19 protein-coding genes and 2 pseudogenes are annotated in these 19,525 nt (G+C 57.8%); 10 read left to right on the top strand and 11 right to left on the bottom strand.

Annotation, left to right across the window (positions count from 1 at the left end; genetic code table 11):
• Positions 1-397 precede the first annotated feature (397 nt).
• A complete protein-coding gene (locus C5L10_RS28820; protein ID WP_105432465.1) occupies positions 398-640 on the top strand; it encodes a hypothetical protein in 243 nt (80 codons plus the stop codon).
• Here C5L10_RS28820 and C5L10_RS28815 read toward each other — a convergent pair.
• Complete coding sequence (locus C5L10_RS28815) at positions 637-1,533, bottom strand: IS1595 family transposase (RefSeq protein WP_245448266.1); 897 nt, start codon at positions 1,531-1,533, stop codon at positions 637-639. The genes C5L10_RS28820 and C5L10_RS28815 overlap by 4 nt on opposite strands.
• Between C5L10_RS28815 and C5L10_RS28810 the strand changes: the two genes are divergently transcribed.
• Complete coding sequence (locus tag C5L10_RS28810) at positions 1,460-2,863, top strand: ATP-binding protein (protein ID WP_105432464.1); 1,404 nt, start codon at positions 1,460-1,462, stop codon at positions 2,861-2,863. The genes C5L10_RS28815 and C5L10_RS28810 overlap by 74 nt on opposite strands.
• Positions 2,864-3,074: 211 nt before the next feature.
• Here C5L10_RS28810 and C5L10_RS28805 read toward each other — a convergent pair whose 3' ends face one another.
• Together C5L10_RS28805 and C5L10_RS28800 are read right to left on the bottom strand one after the other, a co-directional pair.
• Complete coding sequence (locus tag C5L10_RS28805) at positions 3,075-3,299, bottom strand: hypothetical protein (protein ID WP_105432463.1); 225 nt, start codon at positions 3,297-3,299, stop codon at positions 3,075-3,077.
• 120 nt (positions 3,300-3,419) lie between these two features.
• Positions 3,420-3,629: a cold-shock protein gene (locus tag C5L10_RS28800; RefSeq protein WP_037062590.1), complete on the bottom strand. Its 210-nt coding sequence runs from the start codon at positions 3,627-3,629 to the stop codon at positions 3,420-3,422.
• Positions 3,630-3,849: 220 nt separating this feature from the next.
• Between C5L10_RS28800 and C5L10_RS35080 the strand changes: the two are divergent.
• A pseudogene (locus C5L10_RS35080) lies at positions 3,850-4,191 on the top strand (exodeoxyribonuclease III); the annotation flags it as partial.
• A 121-nt stretch (positions 4,192-4,312) separates the two neighbouring features.
• Here C5L10_RS35080 and C5L10_RS28790 read toward each other — a convergent pair.
• A complete protein-coding gene (locus tag C5L10_RS28790; RefSeq protein WP_172717236.1) occupies positions 4,313-6,646 on the bottom strand; it encodes an EAL domain-containing protein in 2,334 nt (777 codons plus the stop codon).
• A 259-nt stretch (positions 6,647-6,905) separates the two neighbouring features.
• On the opposite strand from C5L10_RS28790, the gene C5L10_RS28785 reads away from it, so the two are divergent.
• From C5L10_RS28785 to C5L10_RS28770, 3 genes and pseudogenes are all read left to right on the top strand, one after another.
• Complete coding sequence (locus C5L10_RS28785) at positions 6,906-7,205, top strand: I78 family peptidase inhibitor (protein WP_105432521.1); 300 nt, start codon at positions 6,906-6,908, stop codon at positions 7,203-7,205.
• A 342-nt stretch (positions 7,206-7,547) separates the two neighbouring features.
• Positions 7,548-7,658 (top strand): annotated as a pseudogene (locus C5L10_RS34570) (transglutaminase family protein); the annotation flags it as partial.
• A 223-nt stretch (positions 7,659-7,881) separates the two neighbouring features.
• Positions 7,882-9,885, top strand: a complete 2,004-nt coding sequence (locus tag C5L10_RS28770) for a bifunctional diguanylate cyclase/phosphodiesterase (protein WP_172717235.1) — start codon at positions 7,882-7,884, stop codon at positions 9,883-9,885.
• 157 nt (positions 9,886-10,042) lie between these two features.
• Here the strand turns inward: C5L10_RS28770 and C5L10_RS28765 are convergent, their stop codons facing one another.
• On the bottom strand, positions 10,043-10,270 hold the full coding sequence (locus C5L10_RS28765) for a DUF982 domain-containing protein (RefSeq protein WP_105432520.1): 228 nt from the start codon (positions 10,268-10,270) through the stop codon (positions 10,043-10,045).
• Positions 10,271-10,766: 496 nt separating this feature from the next.
• On the opposite strand from C5L10_RS28765, the gene C5L10_RS33940 reads away from it, so the two are divergent.
• Entirely contained in the window at positions 10,767-10,952 is a 186-nt protein-coding gene (locus C5L10_RS33940) for a hypothetical protein (RefSeq protein WP_172717234.1), read from the top strand.
• A 461-nt stretch (positions 10,953-11,413) separates the two neighbouring features.
• Here the strand turns inward: C5L10_RS33940 and C5L10_RS28750 are convergent, their stop codons facing one another.
• From C5L10_RS28750 to C5L10_RS28730, 4 genes are all read right to left on the bottom strand, one after another.
• Positions 11,414-11,791: a PH domain-containing protein gene (locus C5L10_RS28750; protein ID WP_105432519.1), complete on the bottom strand. Its 378-nt coding sequence runs from the start codon at positions 11,789-11,791 to the stop codon at positions 11,414-11,416.
• A 356-nt stretch (positions 11,792-12,147) separates the two neighbouring features.
• Positions 12,148-14,445 (bottom strand): bifunctional diguanylate cyclase/phosphodiesterase, encoded by a 2,298-nt coding sequence (locus C5L10_RS28745; protein WP_245448264.1) that lies wholly within the window; start codon positions 14,443-14,445, stop codon positions 12,148-12,150.
• 557 nt (positions 14,446-15,002) lie between these two features.
• Positions 15,003-15,866 (bottom strand): DUF1236 domain-containing protein, encoded by an 864-nt coding sequence (locus tag C5L10_RS28735; RefSeq protein WP_105432457.1) that lies wholly within the window; start codon positions 15,864-15,866, stop codon positions 15,003-15,005.
• Positions 15,867-15,939: 73 nt separating this feature from the next.
• On the bottom strand, positions 15,940-16,245 hold the full coding sequence (locus tag C5L10_RS28730; protein WP_105432518.1) for a DUF1236 domain-containing protein: 306 nt from the start codon (positions 16,243-16,245) through the stop codon (positions 15,940-15,942).
• A gap of 249 nt (positions 16,246-16,494) precedes the next feature.
• Between C5L10_RS28730 and C5L10_RS28725 the strand changes: the two genes are divergently transcribed.
• Entirely contained in the window at positions 16,495-16,890 is a 396-nt protein-coding gene (locus C5L10_RS28725; RefSeq protein ID WP_105432456.1) for a DUF1236 domain-containing protein, read from the top strand.
• A 50-nt stretch (positions 16,891-16,940) separates the two neighbouring features.
• Positions 16,941-17,108, top strand: a complete 168-nt coding sequence (locus C5L10_RS33935) for a hypothetical protein (RefSeq protein ID WP_172717233.1) — start codon at positions 16,941-16,943, stop codon at positions 17,106-17,108.
• Positions 17,109-17,537: 429 nt separating this feature from the next.
• On the opposite strand, the gene C5L10_RS28715 is transcribed toward C5L10_RS33935, so the two are convergent.
• A complete protein-coding gene (locus C5L10_RS28715; RefSeq protein ID WP_105432454.1) occupies positions 17,538-17,963 on the bottom strand; it encodes a type II toxin-antitoxin system VapC family toxin in 426 nt (141 codons plus the stop codon).
• Positions 17,963-18,217 carry a type II toxin-antitoxin system Phd/YefM family antitoxin gene (locus C5L10_RS28710; RefSeq protein WP_105432453.1) on the bottom strand — a complete coding sequence of 85 codons (255 nt, stop codon included), beginning with the start codon at positions 18,215-18,217 and terminating at the stop codon, positions 17,963-17,965. Before C5L10_RS28710 ends, C5L10_RS28715 begins: the two co-directional genes overlap by 1 nt.
• 958 nt (positions 18,218-19,175) lie before the next feature.
• On the opposite strand from C5L10_RS28710, the gene C5L10_RS28705 reads away from it, so the two are divergent.
• On the top strand, positions 19,176-19,525 hold a 350-nt coding region (locus tag C5L10_RS28705; protein ID WP_105432452.1), incomplete at its 3' end, for a hypothetical protein.

The following is a 19,525-nucleotide window of genomic DNA, read 5'->3' as shown; positions in this document are numbered from 1 at the left end:
TGCCTATTCGCTAGACCGCGAGCTTGTTACCGTCGATCTTAAGCGTGACGAGGACACCGCTTTTGGACCAGTTATGGCTGATCGTTCCGCCAAGGTGTCCGGTCATCGTGCGTGACAGGAGCTTGCTCCCGTACCCGCCGGTTCCTCGGCATTAGTTAGCAAAAACCACCAGACCTGAAATGGTATCCCGACTACCCTGGTTTCCGGTAAAAACGGAGCCTCGAATGAGTGTAGCGTACGAGTTGAAGCAGAAGCGAGCCGCCTTGATTGACAGGCTGCAGCAGCTTGAAAGGGAGCGGGTAGATGAGCCAGACTTCCAGGCATCGTACAGCCGGGGTCAGGTCGCGGTGATCGGCCTCGTAAGGCAAAGCCGTCGTTGTCCGAGGTAAAAGCGGCCATGAATGGCATAAACAAGCGCCAAGCCGTCCTGGAGGTCCTGCGCGAAGCAGGAGAACCGATCTCGGTTACCGACTGCGCTACGAAGTTCGCCTCCAAACTTGGAATCCCGAGCGAGCCACAGAACCTCTCAGGCACCGCCCACCGCCTATCGGCGGTCCTCACCCAACTGACGACTGCGGGACGCGTTCGGCAGTCCGGCCAGTTCGACGGCCGTAAGGTTCTGTGGGAGGTCGCCGCTTAGGCTTCCCAGATCATGTCAGGTGGCTTGTTACCTGCCAGTACCCGCACAGATATCGTGACGTTGGGCGAGATAGCGCCTTGCCCAGCACCTGGAACGTATGGCCGCGGTTGCTCATCTGGCGGCAGTCCTCGCGCCACGCGAGTTCGGCCACGTACCGGTCGAAGTACTTCAACGGAAACCGATGGTGGATGCCGACGTGGGCTCGTTGGACCCGCGAGGAAGCTCTCGACCTGGTTGGTGTTTGTGCCGTCGTCGGTCTTATATGCCTTTGAATGGCTGACGCGTTTCAACGCGTTCAAACCAGCCAAGTCGTTATAGCTGCCGTGCTCGTCCGCGAAGACCGTTGCCTCCCGCGACACGTGATCTCGGACGGCTGCCCAAGCCGCATTGCTGTCTTCGTCTCGGATGATCCGCGTGAACGTCTGCCCTTCCAGTCCGCGCTGGCGGATCGCAAGGGCGCACAGACGCTTCACGTTCTGGTATTTCTTGAGGCGACGATCAATGCGATCCTCGGCCTTGTTTTCAGGACGAATGTGGCCGCCAGCGTACTTGCCGTCAATCTCGACCTCGCCATCGAGTACCATCCCCTCCCTGCGCCATGCGATGGCATCGCGCAGCTTCATCAGGAGGACCCAGGCGGTCTTGTATTGGACGCCGATCTCGTCGCGCGAGAGCTGGAGCGCCGCTTTGCCTTCACCGAGTTCACCAAGAACCAGATGGCCCCTAGCGCGCAGACCTTGACAAAAGGAACCGCCATTATGATAATCACGATTAAGGTAATCACGATTAAGGTAATTATATTTACCGGAGGGCAGGCATATGCAGTTTCTCGGGCGCGAACGTGAACTCAAGCTGGTGCGGACCGAATTGGATTCGCCACGACCTTCCCTCATCATCGTATTTGGCCGACGGCGGATCGGCAAATCGCGGTTCCTTCGGGAGGCCGCCAAGAATCGCCCGGAAATCTACTTTCAGGCGACCCGCGTCTCATCACTTTTGAACCTGGAGCAGTTCAAATCCGATGTCGGAAGGGCAATCGGATCAAAGCCACAGCTCGAAGCCCTGTCAAGCTGGGAGGGGGTACTGCACTATGTTGCCGAGCATGCCGGCGAGCATCCGGGATTGATCGTCACGATCGACGAATTTCCCTATCTGCTTGATAACGAGCCAGCACTGCCATCGATCGTGCAGAAATTCTGGGATTCCGGCGCGCTTGCAGATGGGGCGATGAAACTGATCCTTTGCGGCTCTGCCATTTCTCAAATGGAAGACCTGTTGGCGGAACGGAACCCGCTTTACGGGCGAAAAACCCTGTCGCTCGACATGAAGGCCTTGCCGCTTGTCGATGTCGCCAAGTTTTTCCCGGAGTACACGGCCGACGACATTATCAGAACCTATGCGATTTTCGGCGGCATTCCCTACTATCTTCAGCTTTGCGACGCTCAGGAACCGCTCCGCAACAACGTCATCAAACTCTTGCTCACCGAGACAGGCACGCTGATCGACGAACCGAACACGCTGCTGCAGACCGAACTCAGAGAGCCGTCCTTTTACTCAAGCGTGGTTGCGGCTGTATCTGACGGTTGCAACACTAAGTCGGAGATCGCAAACCGACTGGGTGTCAAAGCAGACGGTATTGGACCGTACCTGGCAAAACTGCTCGCGCTTGATTTGATCGATAATTCGAAATCGCTGGATGCCGAGAAAAAGGGCCGAAACCGCCGCTATCGCGTTGCAGACAGCCTGATGTCGTTCTGGCATCGTTTCGTGCGACCAAACCTGAGCGCGATCAGCAGCGGGTTTGGCGAGGAGGTTTACGACCGCGTCGTGGAGCCTCGGTTCTCCGAATATATGGGGATTGCGTTCGAACCGATCGCCCTTCAATTTGCAAGGCTTCATCTGCAGGAGGTCCTTGCGGTTCCGACGCAGGAGGTTGGCCAGATTTGGGGTCACGCCGATTTCGACATCGATGTCGCGGGGCGATTGTTGGATGGTGCATTTTTCTATGGCGAATGCAAATGGCGATCGCGCGTGATCGACCTTGGCCACGTCCGATTGTTGCGTGAGCGATCCGAGAAAACGACTTACGGGGAAGGAGCGACGGGCAAGCACTACCTGTTTTTCAGTAGAAGTGGTTTTTCAAGCGATGTCGAGAGTTTGGCGAAAGAAAACGAGCGGCTGCATCTGATAACCCCAGAAACACTGGTAAAACCGCGTCGGTAGAGGCACAACGTTGGCGATTGCCACTTCCTAACGCGCCGCCTGACGCATGTGGCACTTGCTCCAAAACGCCGATAATTTCTGTAGTATTCAGATGCCTAAGCTGCTTTTGGTGGTCTTTGCTACCTAATGCCGCGGTTCCTTGCGGGGGCGAGACCTAGACTAGGGGCCAAGCGTTGTCCCTTGTCAGGGAACAGGACGGCCCCCGTGCAGATCAGGGCTTTTTAAGGCGTCTGCTGATAAGCGCCTCGGCGGCGGCGGCGATACCCTGTGCCTCTTTGGCGAGGCGCGCCTCGCGTAGCCGCAATGTCTTTGCTTCCCGGGCCTGGACGATCGAGTCGAGTTCCTCGACCGCATGAGCGCGTGCGAAAAACTCCGTCTGGGTGTGCCCGAACGCAATCTCAGCCTGCTGCCGCGATTTTGAATGTGTCTGTGTCATGGGTCGTCCAAAGTAGGTCGCGAGAACGGAAAAAGGCCAGGCTGTTCGCCTGGCCTCGCAGATAACTTGCTTTCGACAGTGCCAGTACATCCGTGGTCAAGGGAAAGCAGAAACCTAAAATCAAGCCGCCTGAAGATTGCAGGCCGACATCTTGCCCGACTTGTTGTCGCGCTCGAGTTCGTAGCCGATCTTCTGGCCTTCGACGATTTCACGCATTCCGGCGCGCTCGACGGCAGAGATGTGGACAAACGCGTCAGCGCCGCCGTTGTCAGGCTGAATGAAGCCGAAGCCCTTGGTGGAATTAAACCATTTTACTGTGCCTGTGGTCATGATGAACCCTTTCAAAGCAAGATTAAGTGACCCCAGAGCCGAAGCCCTGCGGATGGTGATAGCGATTGATTTTGAAAGGGAAGTTCGTCAGGCGCGGTGCTAATCGCGCGGCAACCAAAGTTCAGCAAGCAAAAGATCGATAAACCACAAATAGCGGAATCTTACGAAGGAGTCAACTTTTAGTTCTGATCACCGTTGAATAGTTTGATGGGCGCGGTGCCCCGGCCTGAAGTTCGACTACACGCTTCGCTGGTTCGAACGCTTGCGCGCCTATGCGGATGAACGGCGACTTCAACGTCATGCCGGCCGAGCTCGAGGTCTACAAGCCGGGCGGTGGCTGGACGACGCGTTGCTCCGTCCGGAGGTCAGACCTACATATGCCGCGCTCATGAACCAGGGCCGGGCGGACGCGATCCGGTTTCTCCATCCGATGAGCGCATCGGTCATTTCCTGCTTGGCCCAGCGCTGCATGACCGTCTGACCGAGCCCAGGGTCGATAAGTTTGCGTGGGTCACACACAAGCGACCATGCGCCCGAGTGGATTGAACTGCAGGACCGATAGTCGAGCCACGAGCTTTGCCGTCACGAGAAAAAGGACCGGAGACGAAGTCTCACGGTCCAAGTTTTCCCAGCGACGCGTAGGGAGGACATCGCGTCGGGAACCCTATGGTATCGAGTCATGGTTAACGCATCGTAAAAGCGGGTCGCGGTGTGTGTGTCGCGGATGGCTCGTTCTCTGAGACGGAGATTTTCCCTTCCATGACCTCAGGACGTCCAAACAGAAAACCCTGCAATTGATGCGGAGCCTTGTCAGCGACGCGAGTGCGTTGTGCTTCCGTTTCAATTCCCTCGACGACGACCGTCAGTCCAAGGCTCTTGCCGAGCGCCAAGGCGCAGTCGATGACGACTTCGGCGACCGGGTCTTCATCGAGCGCAGCGACATAACTGCGGTCAATTTTTACCTTGTGAAACGGAAAGCGCCGGAGGTTGGTTATCGACGAATAACCGCTGCCATAGTCATCCATGACCAATTTGACACCAGGTGCTGTCAGGGCTTCCAAGCAAGCGGCAACATCTGCGCGATCTTCCAGAAGCGATGTCTCGGTGATCTCCAACTCCAGCCTGTCCGCTGAAAGACCGCTTATGTTGAGAGCGGTCGTCACGTGTTCGATCAAATCGGAGGAAAACAACTGTCTTGCCGAGACGTTGACAGCAACGAAGAGCCTGTCATTCCATGTCACGGCCTGCCTGCAGGCCTCCTCCAGAACCCATTTCCCGATCTCGAGGATGCTGCCGCTCTCCTCGGCAGCTCCAATGAACACCGCCGGAGACAGGACACCGTAGGTGGGATGGCGCCATCGCAACAGTGCTTCGTAACCACGTGGCTCACCCGACACAGCCTCAACAATAGGCTGGTAGAGAAGGAACAGTTGACCGGACTCCGCCGCTCCTCGCAATTCTTCCTCGAGCCGCCGACGCGTCCGTAGTTGCTGGTCGAGGAAACGGTCGAATGCGCATATACGTCCTTTGCCCTGCGATTTCGCGCGGTACAAGGCAGCGTCAGCATTATTCTGCAACTGCTTGAGTTCAAGTCCATGTTCCGGGGATGTCGCGATCCCGACGCTCACACCTAGAGCTCCTGCCTTGTCGTGCGCATCAAACAGTGACTTGAAGTTGGTGAAAAACACCGATGCAGCTTGCTGCGCTTCAAACGTCTGACGTCCCGGCAACAGGACGGAAAATTCGTCTCCGCCCATCCTCCCAAGGATCGCGCCGTCGTCGAAGGAAGCGTTGAGAACATCAGCAACCTGCTGCAAAATCACATCGCCCTGCGCGTGGCCGTGGACATCATTGATCGACTTGAAGCGATCAAGATCGAATGTCAGCAGCGAGACTTCGTTTCCTCCAGCCGCAGCTTCGGCGATCGCTTCCTCGGAGCGACTGCTGAACGAACGCCGGTTCAGAAGCCCGGTCAACGGGTCGTGCGAGGCAAGATGAACCAGCTGCCGGTTGGCCTCCAGCCGCTCACTGATGTCGCGCAGACCGAGCACCGAGGTTTCGCGGCCACGGAATTCTATAATGCCCTCGACGATCTCTACGGGAACCGGCCCATCTGGCGACTTGAGGACGCCTCGCGACCCCTGCCGGTCAATCAGAAAATCAGAAAGAACCTGCGACTTGAGTTCGGTGACCGCCCTTCCCATGAGCGCTGCAAATCTCACGTTGGCATGAACAATCCGCCCGGCCCGAGTCATTACAACTGCCTCGAACGTCGCGTTGGCAAGTCCTTTGACATCCGTCAGATGCCGATCGAAGAATAGCGCCGCAACGCCTGTAGCGATCAACAGGCTGGAGACGATACAGACGCCGACTGCGATGCCCACACGGTCGACGAACGTCAAAGTACGAGCCGCTTCAGAATGTGGCACGATGTCAAGGCCGCTCATCGAAACCATGTGATGGCTGCAGACGGCGCCGACGATCAGCAGCGCGGCGAGGATCAGCCTGCCGCCTGTCATCCGATGAACGAGAACCAGCATTGCACCGACTCCAAACGCACCGCCCAGCATCCATGCGGCCATCTGGGTCGCCCAATCGCCTTCGATAAGGGCGGATGAACCAATGGCGCTGAGGCCGATGGCGTGCATCGTTGCGATTGCCAGTCCGAGAAGAATTCCGGCCACGACGGCGCCTTGTCGACCCCGACTGCAGAGGGACGCAAAAGTAGCAAGACAAGAGACTGTAATCGCCACGACGATCGATAAGCCTGTTTCTACCAACCGGTAGGAAACGGGAATACTGTATGACAGCATGGCGATGAAATGGGTTGCCCAGATCGTCCCGCCAAACACAGTCCCGGCGACCGCAAGCCATAGGTTCCGATGCGCCCGCACGCATTGTCGAGCGCGCGACAGCATGAAAACCCCCGCCAGGTTGCCGGCGCTGCAGACACAGACTGCGACAAGCAAAAGCAGCCAGTTGTGTTGCTCAGTGATACAGGAAACCAGTTGGAACATCAGGACCTCCGGCTGCCATCCTTTCATGACCGCCTGACCCCCGAGTTAGAGAAGTCGGTAAAATCTTAACGACTGAAATTCGAGGCACCTACCAAAGCCCTGCGTCACAGCCTCAGGAGCGCCTCAAAGTTGACAGAGGGAGGAAAAGGCATGTCAAGAGACCGATGACAGGATGCTCCGCCACAGTTTTGACGCAACGGCCAACTCTTTTCGCGGCTGCGCTGATCGCTTCCCATTCACAGTCAACCAGGAGCTGCTCATGATTACACCGCATTGGGTGTTCGGCATTCTGCTGATTGGATTGCTTCCCGCTTTGGTCTCATGCAACGGCAAGACTGCATTGGCGTCCTCGCCCCAACGAACGTGCGACCCCACGGCGGCTCAGGCTCTTGCGGGGAAGCCAAGGCTAACTGATGAAGAGGCTATGCGGTTGACAGGTGCAAACATCGTCCGTCAGATCAAGCCGGACCAAAGCGTCACCCACGATTTCAGAGAAAACCGCGTGACCATCGAAACGGACCCGGCAACGGGCCGCATCGTCAGGGGGACTTGTGGCTAGTATCAGCTGTTGATTTCATGCGTGCAGAAAAAAGGTGCAGCAAAACCGCGGCGCCTAAGGCGCGGAGGCCAAAAGCCTCCAGAGGGGAACAGTTGAGCGCCAACGCGGAGGCAATAGCAGCACCGCAACTCCAGGCCATATGGTCGGCATCAAGATCATCTGCTAGTCGGTCGGGCTTGCCTGATAAGAACTCGGCGCGCGATTACTATTACGCTGCCCGCCTCGGGCGGCTCCCGGTCGCTTGTCAAAGTATGATGACGTCCCTGCCCTGGGCCCTGAGGCGTGCGAGGCCGTCCTTCATCTGCTGAAGCTGGTTGGGCGAGTGGGGCTCCCAGTTCCATGACGGATAGCGGCTCGACCCATGCGTGGGCGGAAGCCTTTGTCCCCGGAGCGAGCCCGATAACATTCGATCCAACCAACCAAAGCTTGGGCGGTGCAAACCTCATTCCAGTATGGACGCCTTCATGACAATGGATGTTGCGGTCGAGGTCACGGAAGCTGAACGATCCTACTAGTCCGCGGCTCCCTTCGATCATCGCAAGCCATCATGCGCGCTTGAGGCGATATGCGCACGAGGTACCTGATCGAAAGGAATGACAGCCCTATAGAGCCCCGTTGCATTCGGCTCGCCCCACACCACATACACGTGTATGCTCCAGCGAGCAGAGGATGGAACATGCTCACCCCCTTCGAGGTCATTTTCGCTAACATCGCTCAAGGTATCGCGCTTCTGGATTCGGATTTGCGGGTGCTGGTGGTAAACAATCGCCTGTCGCAACTGCTGCAAATTCCTGAACTGACTATGGTAGCGGATGCAAAGGCGATCGCAGACCACTTGCCTGCCTGTAACCAAACGAGGCTTTGGTTGACACACTTGGTCACCGAACAGAAATCGCTGCAGCAGGAAATAGAAGTCGGCGGGGTACTGCTGTCCATGACTTCCACTCCCGTGGGCGATGGCTGCTGGTTGATCCAGTGCAAGGATATCTCAGCACATGCGGCGATAAAAAAAGAGCTTTCCGAACAGACCAGTCTTTTCGATTCGGCTTTAGCCAACATGCCTCACGGATTGTGCATGTTCGACGCGGACAAAAATCTAATGCTGTGCAACACGGCCTACTCGCGCTTGTACAGTTTGTCGGAGCAACTGACCCGACCGGGTACACCATTGCAGCAGATTCTCGACTACCGGGTGATAGCGGGCAATGCGCCCGCCCATCGTGAAACCTATTTTGATGTTGTCGTTGAAGCCGCCCTGAAACGATCAACGGCAAGTCAGAACATATCCCTAATGGACGGCAGGGTCATAAAGATCTCACACAATCCCATGGAAAACGGCGGATATGTCGCAGCGCACGAAGATGTCACCGACTCGGTGCGCGCGGAAGAGCAAATCAAATATATGGCCGGCCACGACCCGCTGACAGGACTGCCCAATCGAACGCTGTTGCGTGAGAAGATCGACAGGGAGCTCGCAGTCAGCGGGAAGGCAAGCGCCTTGTTATGTTTGGATTTGGACCGATTCAAGGAGGTAAATGACAGCCTGGGGCACGCCGTGGGCGATCTCCTGCTCAAAGCGGTTGCAGACAGGCTGACGGACTGTTTACGTGACGGCGACAGCATCGCGCGCCTCGGCGGCGATGAATTCGTTATCTTTCAGACCGATGTCCAAAGCAGAGACCAGGCTTCATCCCTGGCCCAGCGGATTATTGACGTTGTCGACAAGGCTTTCATCATCGACGGGAAATCCGTTCGTATTGGCGTCAGCATCGGCATTGCGATGGCCCCAGACGACGGCGACATGGGCGACTCACTTTTGCGGCACGCCGACACGGCGTTGTATAAGGCAAAAGCGAATGGCCGGGGCACCTTTTGCTTCTTCGAAACTGTGATGGATGCCGACAGACAAGCCCGCCGTGATCTCGAAATTGTGCTCCAGCAGGCCCTCGAAACCAATCAATTCGAGCTCTACTATCAGCCGCAGGTGGACACGGTAACCGAACAGGTTGTTGGGTTCGAGGCCCTCCTGCGTTGGCATCACCCTGAGCGCGGTCTGGTTTCCCCGGCTGAGTTCATCCCGCTGGCGGAGGAAACCGGAATGATCGTGCCCATTGGGGAATGGGTCTTGCGTCAGGCCTGCAAAGACGCCGCGAGTTGGCCGGCCGATATCGCCGTGGCCGTCAATATTTCCCCGCTCCAGTTCAAGAGCCAGACGCTTGCCCACACCGTCGTCTCTGCGCTCGGCGATGCAGGGCTACCAGCATCTCGGCTTGAACTCGAGATCACTGAATCGGTTCTGCTGACCGACAACGACACGGCCTTGGCAACGCTGCACCATATCAGGAGCCTGGGGGTGCGGATTGCGATGGACGACTTCGGTACCGGATACTCATCCTTGAGCTATCTGCGGCTCTTTCCATTTGACAAGATCAAGATCTACCAATCCTTCATTCGCGAACTTGGAAACTCCAAGGATTGCGCTGCCATTGTGAAGGCCGTCGTCGATCTGGGGGCAAGTCTCGGGATCACGACCACCGCCGAAGGTGTCGAGACGAGCGATCAATTGAACCGGGTAAGAGAGCAGGGCTGTAGCGAAATACAAGGCTACCTGTTCGGAAAGCCTCTCCCTATCAGCAGCGTCCATGAACTGTTGAAGCGCCAACCGCCGGAGGCTGCCTGACGGATCTATCTATCCACCAGCGAACCGCGGCGCAACTCGTCTACGACGTGCTGCAGAATTACTGCAATCCGCCAAAACGTTAAAGCATATGCGAGCTCCCAATCCCTGATGAGTCAGACTGAAAAGAAATGCCCGCGAAAGCCAGATGGCACGCGCGCTAGTGGCGGCGGTTGGCCGCCGCCAGTAACACTGCCGATCTGGCTTCTTCCGCAGGCAACCGCCCCTCATCCACTGCCCGGCAGGTCTGCCAAGCATGCTGCCAGGCTTGATTTGCCTGGCCTGGCTCGTGAGCAAGCCAGTTCACGCCTTCTTCCGCACTAGTAATTGTGACCCGTAGGCCATCCCGCTCTAAAACGAGCGGCTTTTCCCACCGATTTACGAGCATGGTCCTGAGGTGGGAGAACGTTCCCATCGCCTCAGTTAACCGCAGGATAAGGTAAATAGGTTCAGCCGCGTTCCGTCCGGCATCCACTACGCCAGCTCCGTCAAACTAAACGCCCAAGCGACGGTCGCCTTCCACTGAGGATCTCATGTTTCTGACGCCAGTACCCTAAGGCCTGCAGTGGTCAGGCCACGGGCGGTCGACTCCGGAACGCGGTCGCTACCGCTCTTTCAACGCCCTGGGCTTGCTCCGTCTGCTCATTCGAGGGCTCAGCTTTAGGCAATCATTGAAAATAGCCTTGTTATCTCGGACCGCGTCCCGAACCCGGTCTGAACATGGCAATGTTGGACACCGCTTGCACGCCGGCGTTTTCGAGCCACTCGATTTGGACGCGTGAGCGATCGAAGAATGCCGTGTGATGATCGCAAGGTGACAATCTCCCGACCGCTATCCCGCACACCGGTAGACATCGAGCTTTAGCGTTAACGCAAGGAATCTTATGAGGTTGATACGAAAAAGCCCCTCCTCACGGAAGGGGCTCGCTTTCATAGCCACTCGCGGCGATCGCGCCTATCGCGACCGTCTCGCCAATCTCGGCGAGGCGGACCGCGACGGTCGTCCCATCGATCACGCCGATCTCGGTGATAATACCGCGGCGGTGGCGGCGGTGGCGCCCACCGGCTAGGCCGGCAAAATCCGCGGCGGGTCAATTCAAAACCACGGCCACAGGCACGATCCACTAACTGTATGTTGGGATTCGGCGGAACAGTGATCCCGCTGGCCGGCATCGAGCTGGCTGGACCAGCAAACAATCCAGCCACCAATAGGCCGGCTGCCAAAAGTACATTGCGCATTTTCTTCCTCCATGTGGAGGCACTTAGCGCGCTGGTCGATGAATGGTGCCTGAATAGTTTCATCCCGCTTACGCCCAGCGCGTGTGAAATCATTGAGCTTTTGAGCTGCGAAGCAGTCCGAGATGAGCGTGAAGAACATCGAGCGCGGCGATACCGGCTAGCGGATGAGCACGATGCCGGTCGGCCGCGCTGCCCTAGATGCTGTAGGAACCATCTTCATTGATATGAACGGCAATGGTCCTGGCGTCAGGCTCCGGGATCCGACTTACACCAGGGCTGAACCTTGGCCGGTCTACCGTAGCACTCCAGTTGCCAACGCTCGTTGAATGCCGCGCACGTCGGTTCCCTTTTTGAGCGTCTTGGCGATAGGCGTGCTGGAGCCGGAAACCCAGATCTTGAGCTCGGAATCAAGATCAAACGTCCCAGCCGTTTCAACCGAGAAGCGGGTGATGGCCTTATACGGGATGGAGGTGTAGTCGACCTTGCTGCCGGTGATGCCCTGGATGTCGACCAGAATGATGCGGGACTGAGTGAAGACGAAGAAATCGCGAATCACCTTGAAGGCAAGTTGCGGTGTTTCTCCCTCGATCAGAACACCGTCCAGGCGGCGCTTCAGGTCGTTGGGATCTACCGTAGATCCATGCCCAAGAAGCCCATCAAAGATACCCATATCACCATCCCTCATTTTTTCATGAAGGTAGTAGTGAAGCGCGTCGACGGCAAGACGGCGCGGGAAAACCCTCTTGCGGAGCATCACCGCACGCGTCCCCCGGAGAAAGGCGGTGTCGCTTCCTTCCGCGGTCAGGACCTCTCATCCATACCGGCTCAGGCTTGTCGAGAAAAGGCATCGCGCGATGATGAACAACCGGGGCAACCCCGCGTTCGCGGGATTCTGGCCGCATCTCGGCAACTTCATCCGAACCATCAAATTCGCGCAGCCGAAGAGGGAAGCTTGACAGGCCCCCCGTCGTCCGCGTCATGCACCCCCCGCGCACGAACTCCTGGCAGTTCGTCAGGGAAATCAATCTAGGCGGTTTCCCATTGCTGGTTTTGGACTGTGCTCGGCGATGCAGAGCACAGAGCCGTGACCTGTCCACGGGAGACCGGCCGTGACAGCAGGAAGCCTTGGACGTGGTCGCATCCAAGCAAAATCAAGGTCTCTCTCTGGTCGTTAGTCTCGACGCCCTCGGCCGTCGTATCCAGCCCCTGCGCACGAGCCATCGTGATAATCGCCTCCACGACTGCTCTGCTTCGGCGTTGATCGATCTCCTGAATAAACGATTTATCGATCTTGATCCGGTCCACGATCATGTTCTGGATCCTGGAGAATGACGAATGCCCCGTGCCGAAGTCATCGATGGCGAGCCGCACGCCCGCTGCTCTCAGCATTGCAACGTTCCGCGTGGTCTGCTCTTCTCCACTGACCGCGAGACTCTCGGTGATCTCGACTTCGAGGCGGTTGGGTGCGACACCCCATTTCGCCAGTATGGATAGGACGCGGAGAGGATATCCAGGAGAACCGAGCTCAACGGCTGAGGCATTGACCGCGATATCTGTCGACGGCAGCTCAGCGAGCAAGCTGCATGCATCCTCCAGAACGAGAGCCCCAATTTCATGGATGACGCCAATCTCTTCTGCGATGGGAATGAACACGTCGGGGGGAATCAGGCCCAGCTCCGGGTGCCGCCAACGCGACAGCGCCTCCAATGAGCATGGGAGGTCGCTATTTGCAGGATAGACCGGCTGATAGAAAACCTCGAACTGCGTTCCGGCGTCCAGCGCCGCACGCAGGTCGTGCTCCAGGCGCCTGCGCTTGCGAAGGAGATCGTCCATATGCTCGCCGAAGATCGCGTAGGTGTTACGTCCAGCCGCCTTCGCATGATAGAGCGCGATATCGGCTCTGCGGGTCAGTTCCATGGCATCGAGCCTACCGGTCGACAGCGCGGCCCCAACACTCGCCCCAACCACAACATGAGCGCCATCGATCTCAAAGGGCTCGCGTAGGCGTTTTACGATACTGTCCGCTAAAACGCCGGCATCTTGGATCTCGAACCCCTCAAGCAGGACGGTAAACTCGTCGCCTCCGATCCGGGCAATCAGGGCGTTCGGGAGGAGATCCGCGAGCCGCAGCGCGACGAGAGATATCAGTTTATCCCCGGTCGGATGTCCGTAGGTGTCATTGACTGCCTTGAAACGGTCGAGGTCCACGAACAGCACACCGTGCTTGGCCTGCGGCAGGGCGCTCTCCAGCCGGCTGGAAAGCTCCCGTTCGAAATAGGCCCTGTTGGCCAATCCTGTGAGACTGTCGTGCAGCGCGAGATGTTGAAGTTCCCGGCGGCTGGACGCGAGCCTGACCGAGCGCCTCCAGATTGCTCGACCCGCAAGGCTGGCAGCGCCGAATATTGACAGGACAGAAAGCCCGATCACAGGAAGCGTCGCATAGAGAACGCTGGATCCCGGCTCGAATGGATGCCAATTGAAGAAACCGATCGGCCGCCCAGATGCGGACTTGAGCGGGATTTGAGAATGGCTCTTGTCATGCGGTTCGTGAACCGTGAACTGCATCTCCGCAAACTGGTATTCGTTGGCGATGTCGGTGAGAAAATCACTGTCGAGGAAACGCACGGCGACGTGCAGGTTCTCCTCGCCCGCCTGCTGCTCAATCTCGCCTGTGTCGGAAGTGATTGGTTTGACGCTGACGATGGCTGGCCTTTTCCCGATATATGTCAGGTCGCTCTGCCCAATCGACAGGACAGTGTCCGAAACCCCTTCTTCGTCACCCGCAGTCAGCCTCTCTCGAAGGCGTCTGGCCAGGGGCAGATAGGATTCGCGCAAGTCTTCTGCAGAAGGCGCGTTCTCTGACGCTGCTATGAACTGGTAGATTACTTGGCCCTCCGCAGAGAGCACCACTGCGGCGTCATGGCCGAAGTAGGTGTTCATCCACTGCCCCAGGTTGGTGCCGAGCCAGTCGAGATCGCCGGCCTTGCTCTTGATGACGGCGTCGTCCCACACGGTCGCGCTTTCTTGATCGTGGGCAACAGAGGATTGCATCTTGGAAACGATCAGAGTGACCAGGTCCTTCTGGCGTGCTGCAGCCACCTGGTCGGCTCTCGCCGCGGCCCAGTACAATGTCCCCAGGAGCAGCCCTCCAACCAAAGCCGACGCGATTGTGGGGAGGAGCCATTTCAAGAACCACTGCGACTGACCGACCATGCGAGTATCTGCCTTTTCGTATTTAAGCAGAAAATAAAACGCGCAGGTTAAGCCTCCCGAAATCGATTTGGTTAACGACCTGAAATCGGACGAAAATGAAGAATGGCTCACGCTCAACGTGGCACTCGATCAAGCGGGAGGTACAACTTTTCCATGGTGGTATCTCGATGGGCTGACCTGTTGATTCGTACGAACCGCTGTTCCATCATCGGCCAGGCGGGAGAATCGTGGAGATGACACCAGATCCTACTCAAGTAATCCTATGTCAGGACGCCCAAGGGCATGCGATAGAGGTGCTACGCATCCCCGACCCAAATGGCGATCGGTACTTTTACATCGACAGCCATCAAACCTCTCGGCTGCTCATCCTGCAGGCAGATGACAGCTTCCTTGAAGCTATAAACTCGCGACGGTTTTGGCCGATTTCAATCGGCTCCTCCAATGTTGTTTTCCCTCGCAAGGGCTGACCTGGCAACATGGGTCGGAGGCGAGATGGTGATGAACATCGGGTACGGCTTCCCGGCATCGCCGAGACAACCATCAAGATTCGACCAGGCGGTCTTTGTTTGGCCCGCAGCCGTGCCAGCGGTCGCAGTACGGCCCGAACAAGAAGGAGCGCCGCTACCCTTCCTGGCCAGCGACGCTCTCTGCAGACGTGGCGACCTAAGTCAGACCACGAGAATGTAGACGATCTCGTAGGTGTCCGGCTCGACGATCACGATGCGATTATCGGCAAGCACGAAGTAGCGGTACGAGCGATAGGCCGGGAGGATTTCAACAACCCTCGGCGGAAGCGGACGCAGTTCCACCGTTTTGGGGACTGCGACGCCGACCGATACGCTGAAGCTCGGCTTGATCGGCTCGACCTTGTTCTCCACGATGATGTTTCGAATTTCGGTCTTCTGTTCGGTGGAGATATTGATGCTGCCCGTGACCTCGTTCGAGGGCCGGTCAGCCGAGGCCGCGTCCGTCTCGTTCGACTGACGTTGCTGCGTACCGCTTGCTGTATTGGTGTTGTTGTCGGGGCTTGTCTGAGTGGTGCTGCTGGCCGCATTCGTATCCTTCTTTTCGGTCGAAGTGCCGGAGCCCTGGGCCGACTGCTTTGTCTGATCAGTGCCCGAACCGGCGGCGGCGTCCTGATTCATCTTCTTTTTCTGATCGTCCGTCTGAGCCGCATCGGTGCCAGTCTTGCTCTGGCTGTCCTTCGTGGCAGCGCTCTGGCCGTCCTTCGACGCGCCGCTACCTGCTTCACCGGGCTTGCGAAGCTGCTCGGACTGCGCCTGATTCTGCGCCGGCTGCTGCTTTGCCTCCGGGCTGTTGCTGCCTGCCGACTGGCCCGAGGCGCCCGCCTCCGGCGCGGTGGCCTTGGTGCCTTGGCTACCCGAGGCCGAACCCTGCTTGGAGGTTCCCTCCTTGGGAAGGAGCCTCGGATCGGCAGAGCCGCCGGACGAATTCTGGGCGAGTGCGGGAAGCGAAAGTGTGGAGCCTGCAAGCAGGGCGACGAGGAGGGCTTTCCTATTAAAGAGTCTCATGTTGGTTCTCCATCTTGTGTTTTACGGCGCCCACATGTCTGGCGACTGTTAGGACGCGCGATTTCCGATCTGATCAGTTGATGACGTGCACCACCTTGCGCGTGCTCGGCTCAACCAGGACGGTTTTGCCGCCGACAACGGCATAGCGATACTTCACGTCCGGCACGTCGACCGTGTGGAGTTCAACCGTTTCGGGAAGCGATGCACCGACACTGACGGTGACATTCGGAACATCTACGGACTTCACCTTCTGCTTGGTGACATACTCCTTGATGACCGTTTCCTGCTCGGGGGCCACGACGACGGTCTGTGCTGAAGCGGCGAAAGTTCCTGCCATGGCGGCTAGGCCTGCTGCTGCGAAAATCATGTACTTTTTCATCATGTTATCCTTCTTTTCCTTGTTCCCGCACTCGCCTCGCGAGGTGTTGGAACAACCGCGGAAGGATCGTCCTGTTCCGAGGCCCGGACTTCGGTCCGAAAGCTCTGGGACCTAGGGCCCAACCCTCCTCCCCCGGCATTGGGCATAAAGGCCTATGGCGCTTGGACCGAAGTCCAAGGGAGGAACGTCGTGTGCGAGCCAACGTTGCTGTCTCACGGCTTCGGCCGCAGCAACGAAGGAGGAAACACAATGAAGAAGCAACTCATCCTGACGACGGCCATGCTCGCGCTGGCAGGCGGAACAGCCTTTGCTCAGTCGTCCACTGTCAACGGAGCGGCTGGCGGCGCGGTAACCGGCGCTATCGTCGGAGGACCAGTCGGGGCTGCGGTCGGTGGGGTAGTCGGGGCGGTCGCAGGTACGGCAATCGATCCGCCGCCCCCGACGGTGGTCACTTATGTCCGTGACTTGCCCGCACCGACGGAACGGGTCGTCGTGAAGGAGAAGGTGGTCGTCGGCCAGCCCTTACCCTCGACTGTCGTCGTCAAGGCAGTGCCGGACAATCCGAACTACGCCTATGCCGTCGTGAACGAGCAGCGCGTGATCGTCGAACCTTCCTCGCGGAAGGTCATCCAGGTCATCAACTAAATTAGTGCGGTCGGGCGTGGGATACACGCCCGACCGTGTTGGATCGGTCCATGATTTACAATCAGCCCAGAAGCAGCCGCAGCAGCACTCCCGTCCTGATGGTCTTGATGGCCATAGTGGGAATGGTCGTCGCACTTGTCATGCTCAACGACTCTTCGAAGAATTCTCCTGCCCGTGTCTATATTCCCGAGGAGCTGGCACTGAAGGCAAAATCCTGAAATCCATCGATCACCCGGAGGGCGCATTACCGGAATTCCGTTGCCTGGGGAAACTTAGCAACGGTACGGCGGTGGCTGTTGCCCTGCCGGAACTCCGCGATACCACATCCTGCATCCACCGACTGAAGGCAGATGGCCCCGTGGGATCTCCCCGGTGCGGCGTCGTTCGCGCTCACCGCGTCCATACTGACCATCTTCGTTCGAACGTCGTTTGTCGAAGCCCTTGCCACTCTCATCCTTCCATGAATCGGCAGCCGCGGTGCCTGCTCCGATCAGGAGCGGCGTCAGAAGTGCCGCGAGAACGATGGAGACATGCTTCATGATGCTTTCCGAGTTCATATGCAAAGCATGGGCTTCGCAGCCCGAACGCTTCACCCTCGATCCGCTCCATCAAATGCCGAGACTAAACCGCTAAGATCGAAATTGGCCCTATGCCGGCGTGTCCCACGGGTTCACGAGCGTCACTCCCATGCCCTCGAAGTCCTTGATGTTACGCGTCACCAGCGTCATACGTCGGGTGAAGGCTGTCGCTGCAATATAGGCGTCATTGATCGGTTTTGGATTGGGCACATGCCATTGGGCGGCCTTAACGGCTGCCGCCTCGTCCAGCGGCAGGATACGCCCAGAAAATGCTTTGAGGACTGCGGTTTCGAGCCAGTTGCGAAGCACCTTCCCGGCGACGGCATCATTATGCTCCACCACCCGAACGCCAATTTGCAACTCATGCAGAACCACCGCCGAAATAAATGTTTCGGCCGGATCGACGGTTTCGTTCCAGACCACGACATTGGGATCGGCCTTGCCGGACGCAACCTTGCGCAGCTCGGACACGACGTTCGTATCGAGCAACAACATCAGGACAGAGCGAGCGGCTGGGCAGGTTCCGTGCGTAGCGGCAGCGGCAAGTCAACGTCTTCCGCCCCCGGCGCGGCCAGCATGTCACCCAGCGTCCGCATTTTACCAGTAAGCCTCTTGTATTCCTCGAAAGACAAGAGGACATGCGCGGGCCGTCCCCTGTCGGTGATGATGACAGGCCCGTCCTTGGCGGCGCGCTTTGCGCGACCGAGATCGTGATTGAGTTCACGGCCTGAAATTGTTGTGATGGTCATGACCAGCCTCAACGTTTGTGGCTACGTAACCACATTTGGTCTACGGATGCTGAAATTGGAAGAACGGACGCGGGCGTCGGGCGCTCGGGAAAAAAGCTTGAAGCTCGAGTTGGATCGACAAACGAAAGCGGCACCATTGATGCTGATATATCGCTACCGAGACCCTTCGGATAAATTGAAATCCAGCCCGTCCGCAGCGTTCTCTATCATTTCAGGGCGAGCCGTAACCGATGCGAACGGCAATGGGAGTGCCCCATTTGAACGCCCGCTATATAGGCCGGTCCTCGCTTTCACGGCATGGTAGTTCTCCTCCCGGCACAATGCTGGAGGTGGTACGACGCGCTCATTCCCGCCACTTGGCAACAACAATCGGACGCTTGCACCCACCTCGCCGCTACCCCGATTGGCGGGCTCCTCGGCGGCAGGTGCAGAGTGAAAGGGTTGGTGCAGGCAGATCATCTGGTAACATAGAGCGTGTGCGGGGGGTTCCGGTTCATGCCGCTGTGATTTCGTGCTCCCATCTCGGAGAAGAAATAGCCGAGGCGTGCCAGGCGGCTCGCAAATCGTCGCGTCGTCCGGATTGGAAATGACAGCGAATTAGAAAAAAACCGAGCCAAAGCTGCAGTGCAGCAGCTCCCCAAAAACACAACATGTCCAATATGCGCCTCCGTCCTACGGGGGCCAAACGCTGCCAGGCCGCCGCCGTTCCAACGGCGAGATCTCAGCCCGGCTTATGCTTAACCGGGCGTTACAGATGATAAATCATCAGCGCGTTCTGCTCTTGTGAATGCTGCCGAGGTTTCTACCGGAAGTCGACTGCCAAGCAGCTACGCTTCGTAGGCGTGCCCGCCGCCTTCGGTTCCTTTTACACCCGCCAGCGGCTTCGATGCCAATAGAGCAAGCGGAACCATCGCCGACATACCGCGGTTGTGATGCATCAAGAACAAGGAAGCTGACGATGCACATATTCTCGATTGCTGCGTTGATCGCAGGTTCGCTTATTCCCTTCGGCGCGATGGCAACCGAGGAAGACTTCCTGAAGTCGATCGAAGGTGACTGGACGGGCGGCGGCAAGGTGCTCCGGAGGCTCGGTGGTGAGAACGTCAGCGTGTCCTGCAATATGAAGTCCGAGGCTGATGCATCAAGCTTTTCCATGGATGGATCATGCCGTGCCCTCGTGATCGTTACACGGGGCTTCAAAGCCAAGGTCAATACGTCGGGTAACTCCTATTCGGGTACATATGTAGGGGTGTCGGGCAAGCCTTCGACCCTCGCCGGTAGCCGCGAGGGCAATACGATCAATCTCGA

This window comes from Neorhizobium sp. T6_25, from assembly GCF_002968555.1.
Taxonomy (GTDB): domain Bacteria; phylum Pseudomonadota; class Alphaproteobacteria; order Rhizobiales; family Rhizobiaceae; genus Neorhizobium.
The sequence above is the reverse complement of the archived record's forward strand: the minus strand, read 5'-3'. Positions and strand labels throughout refer to the sequence as shown.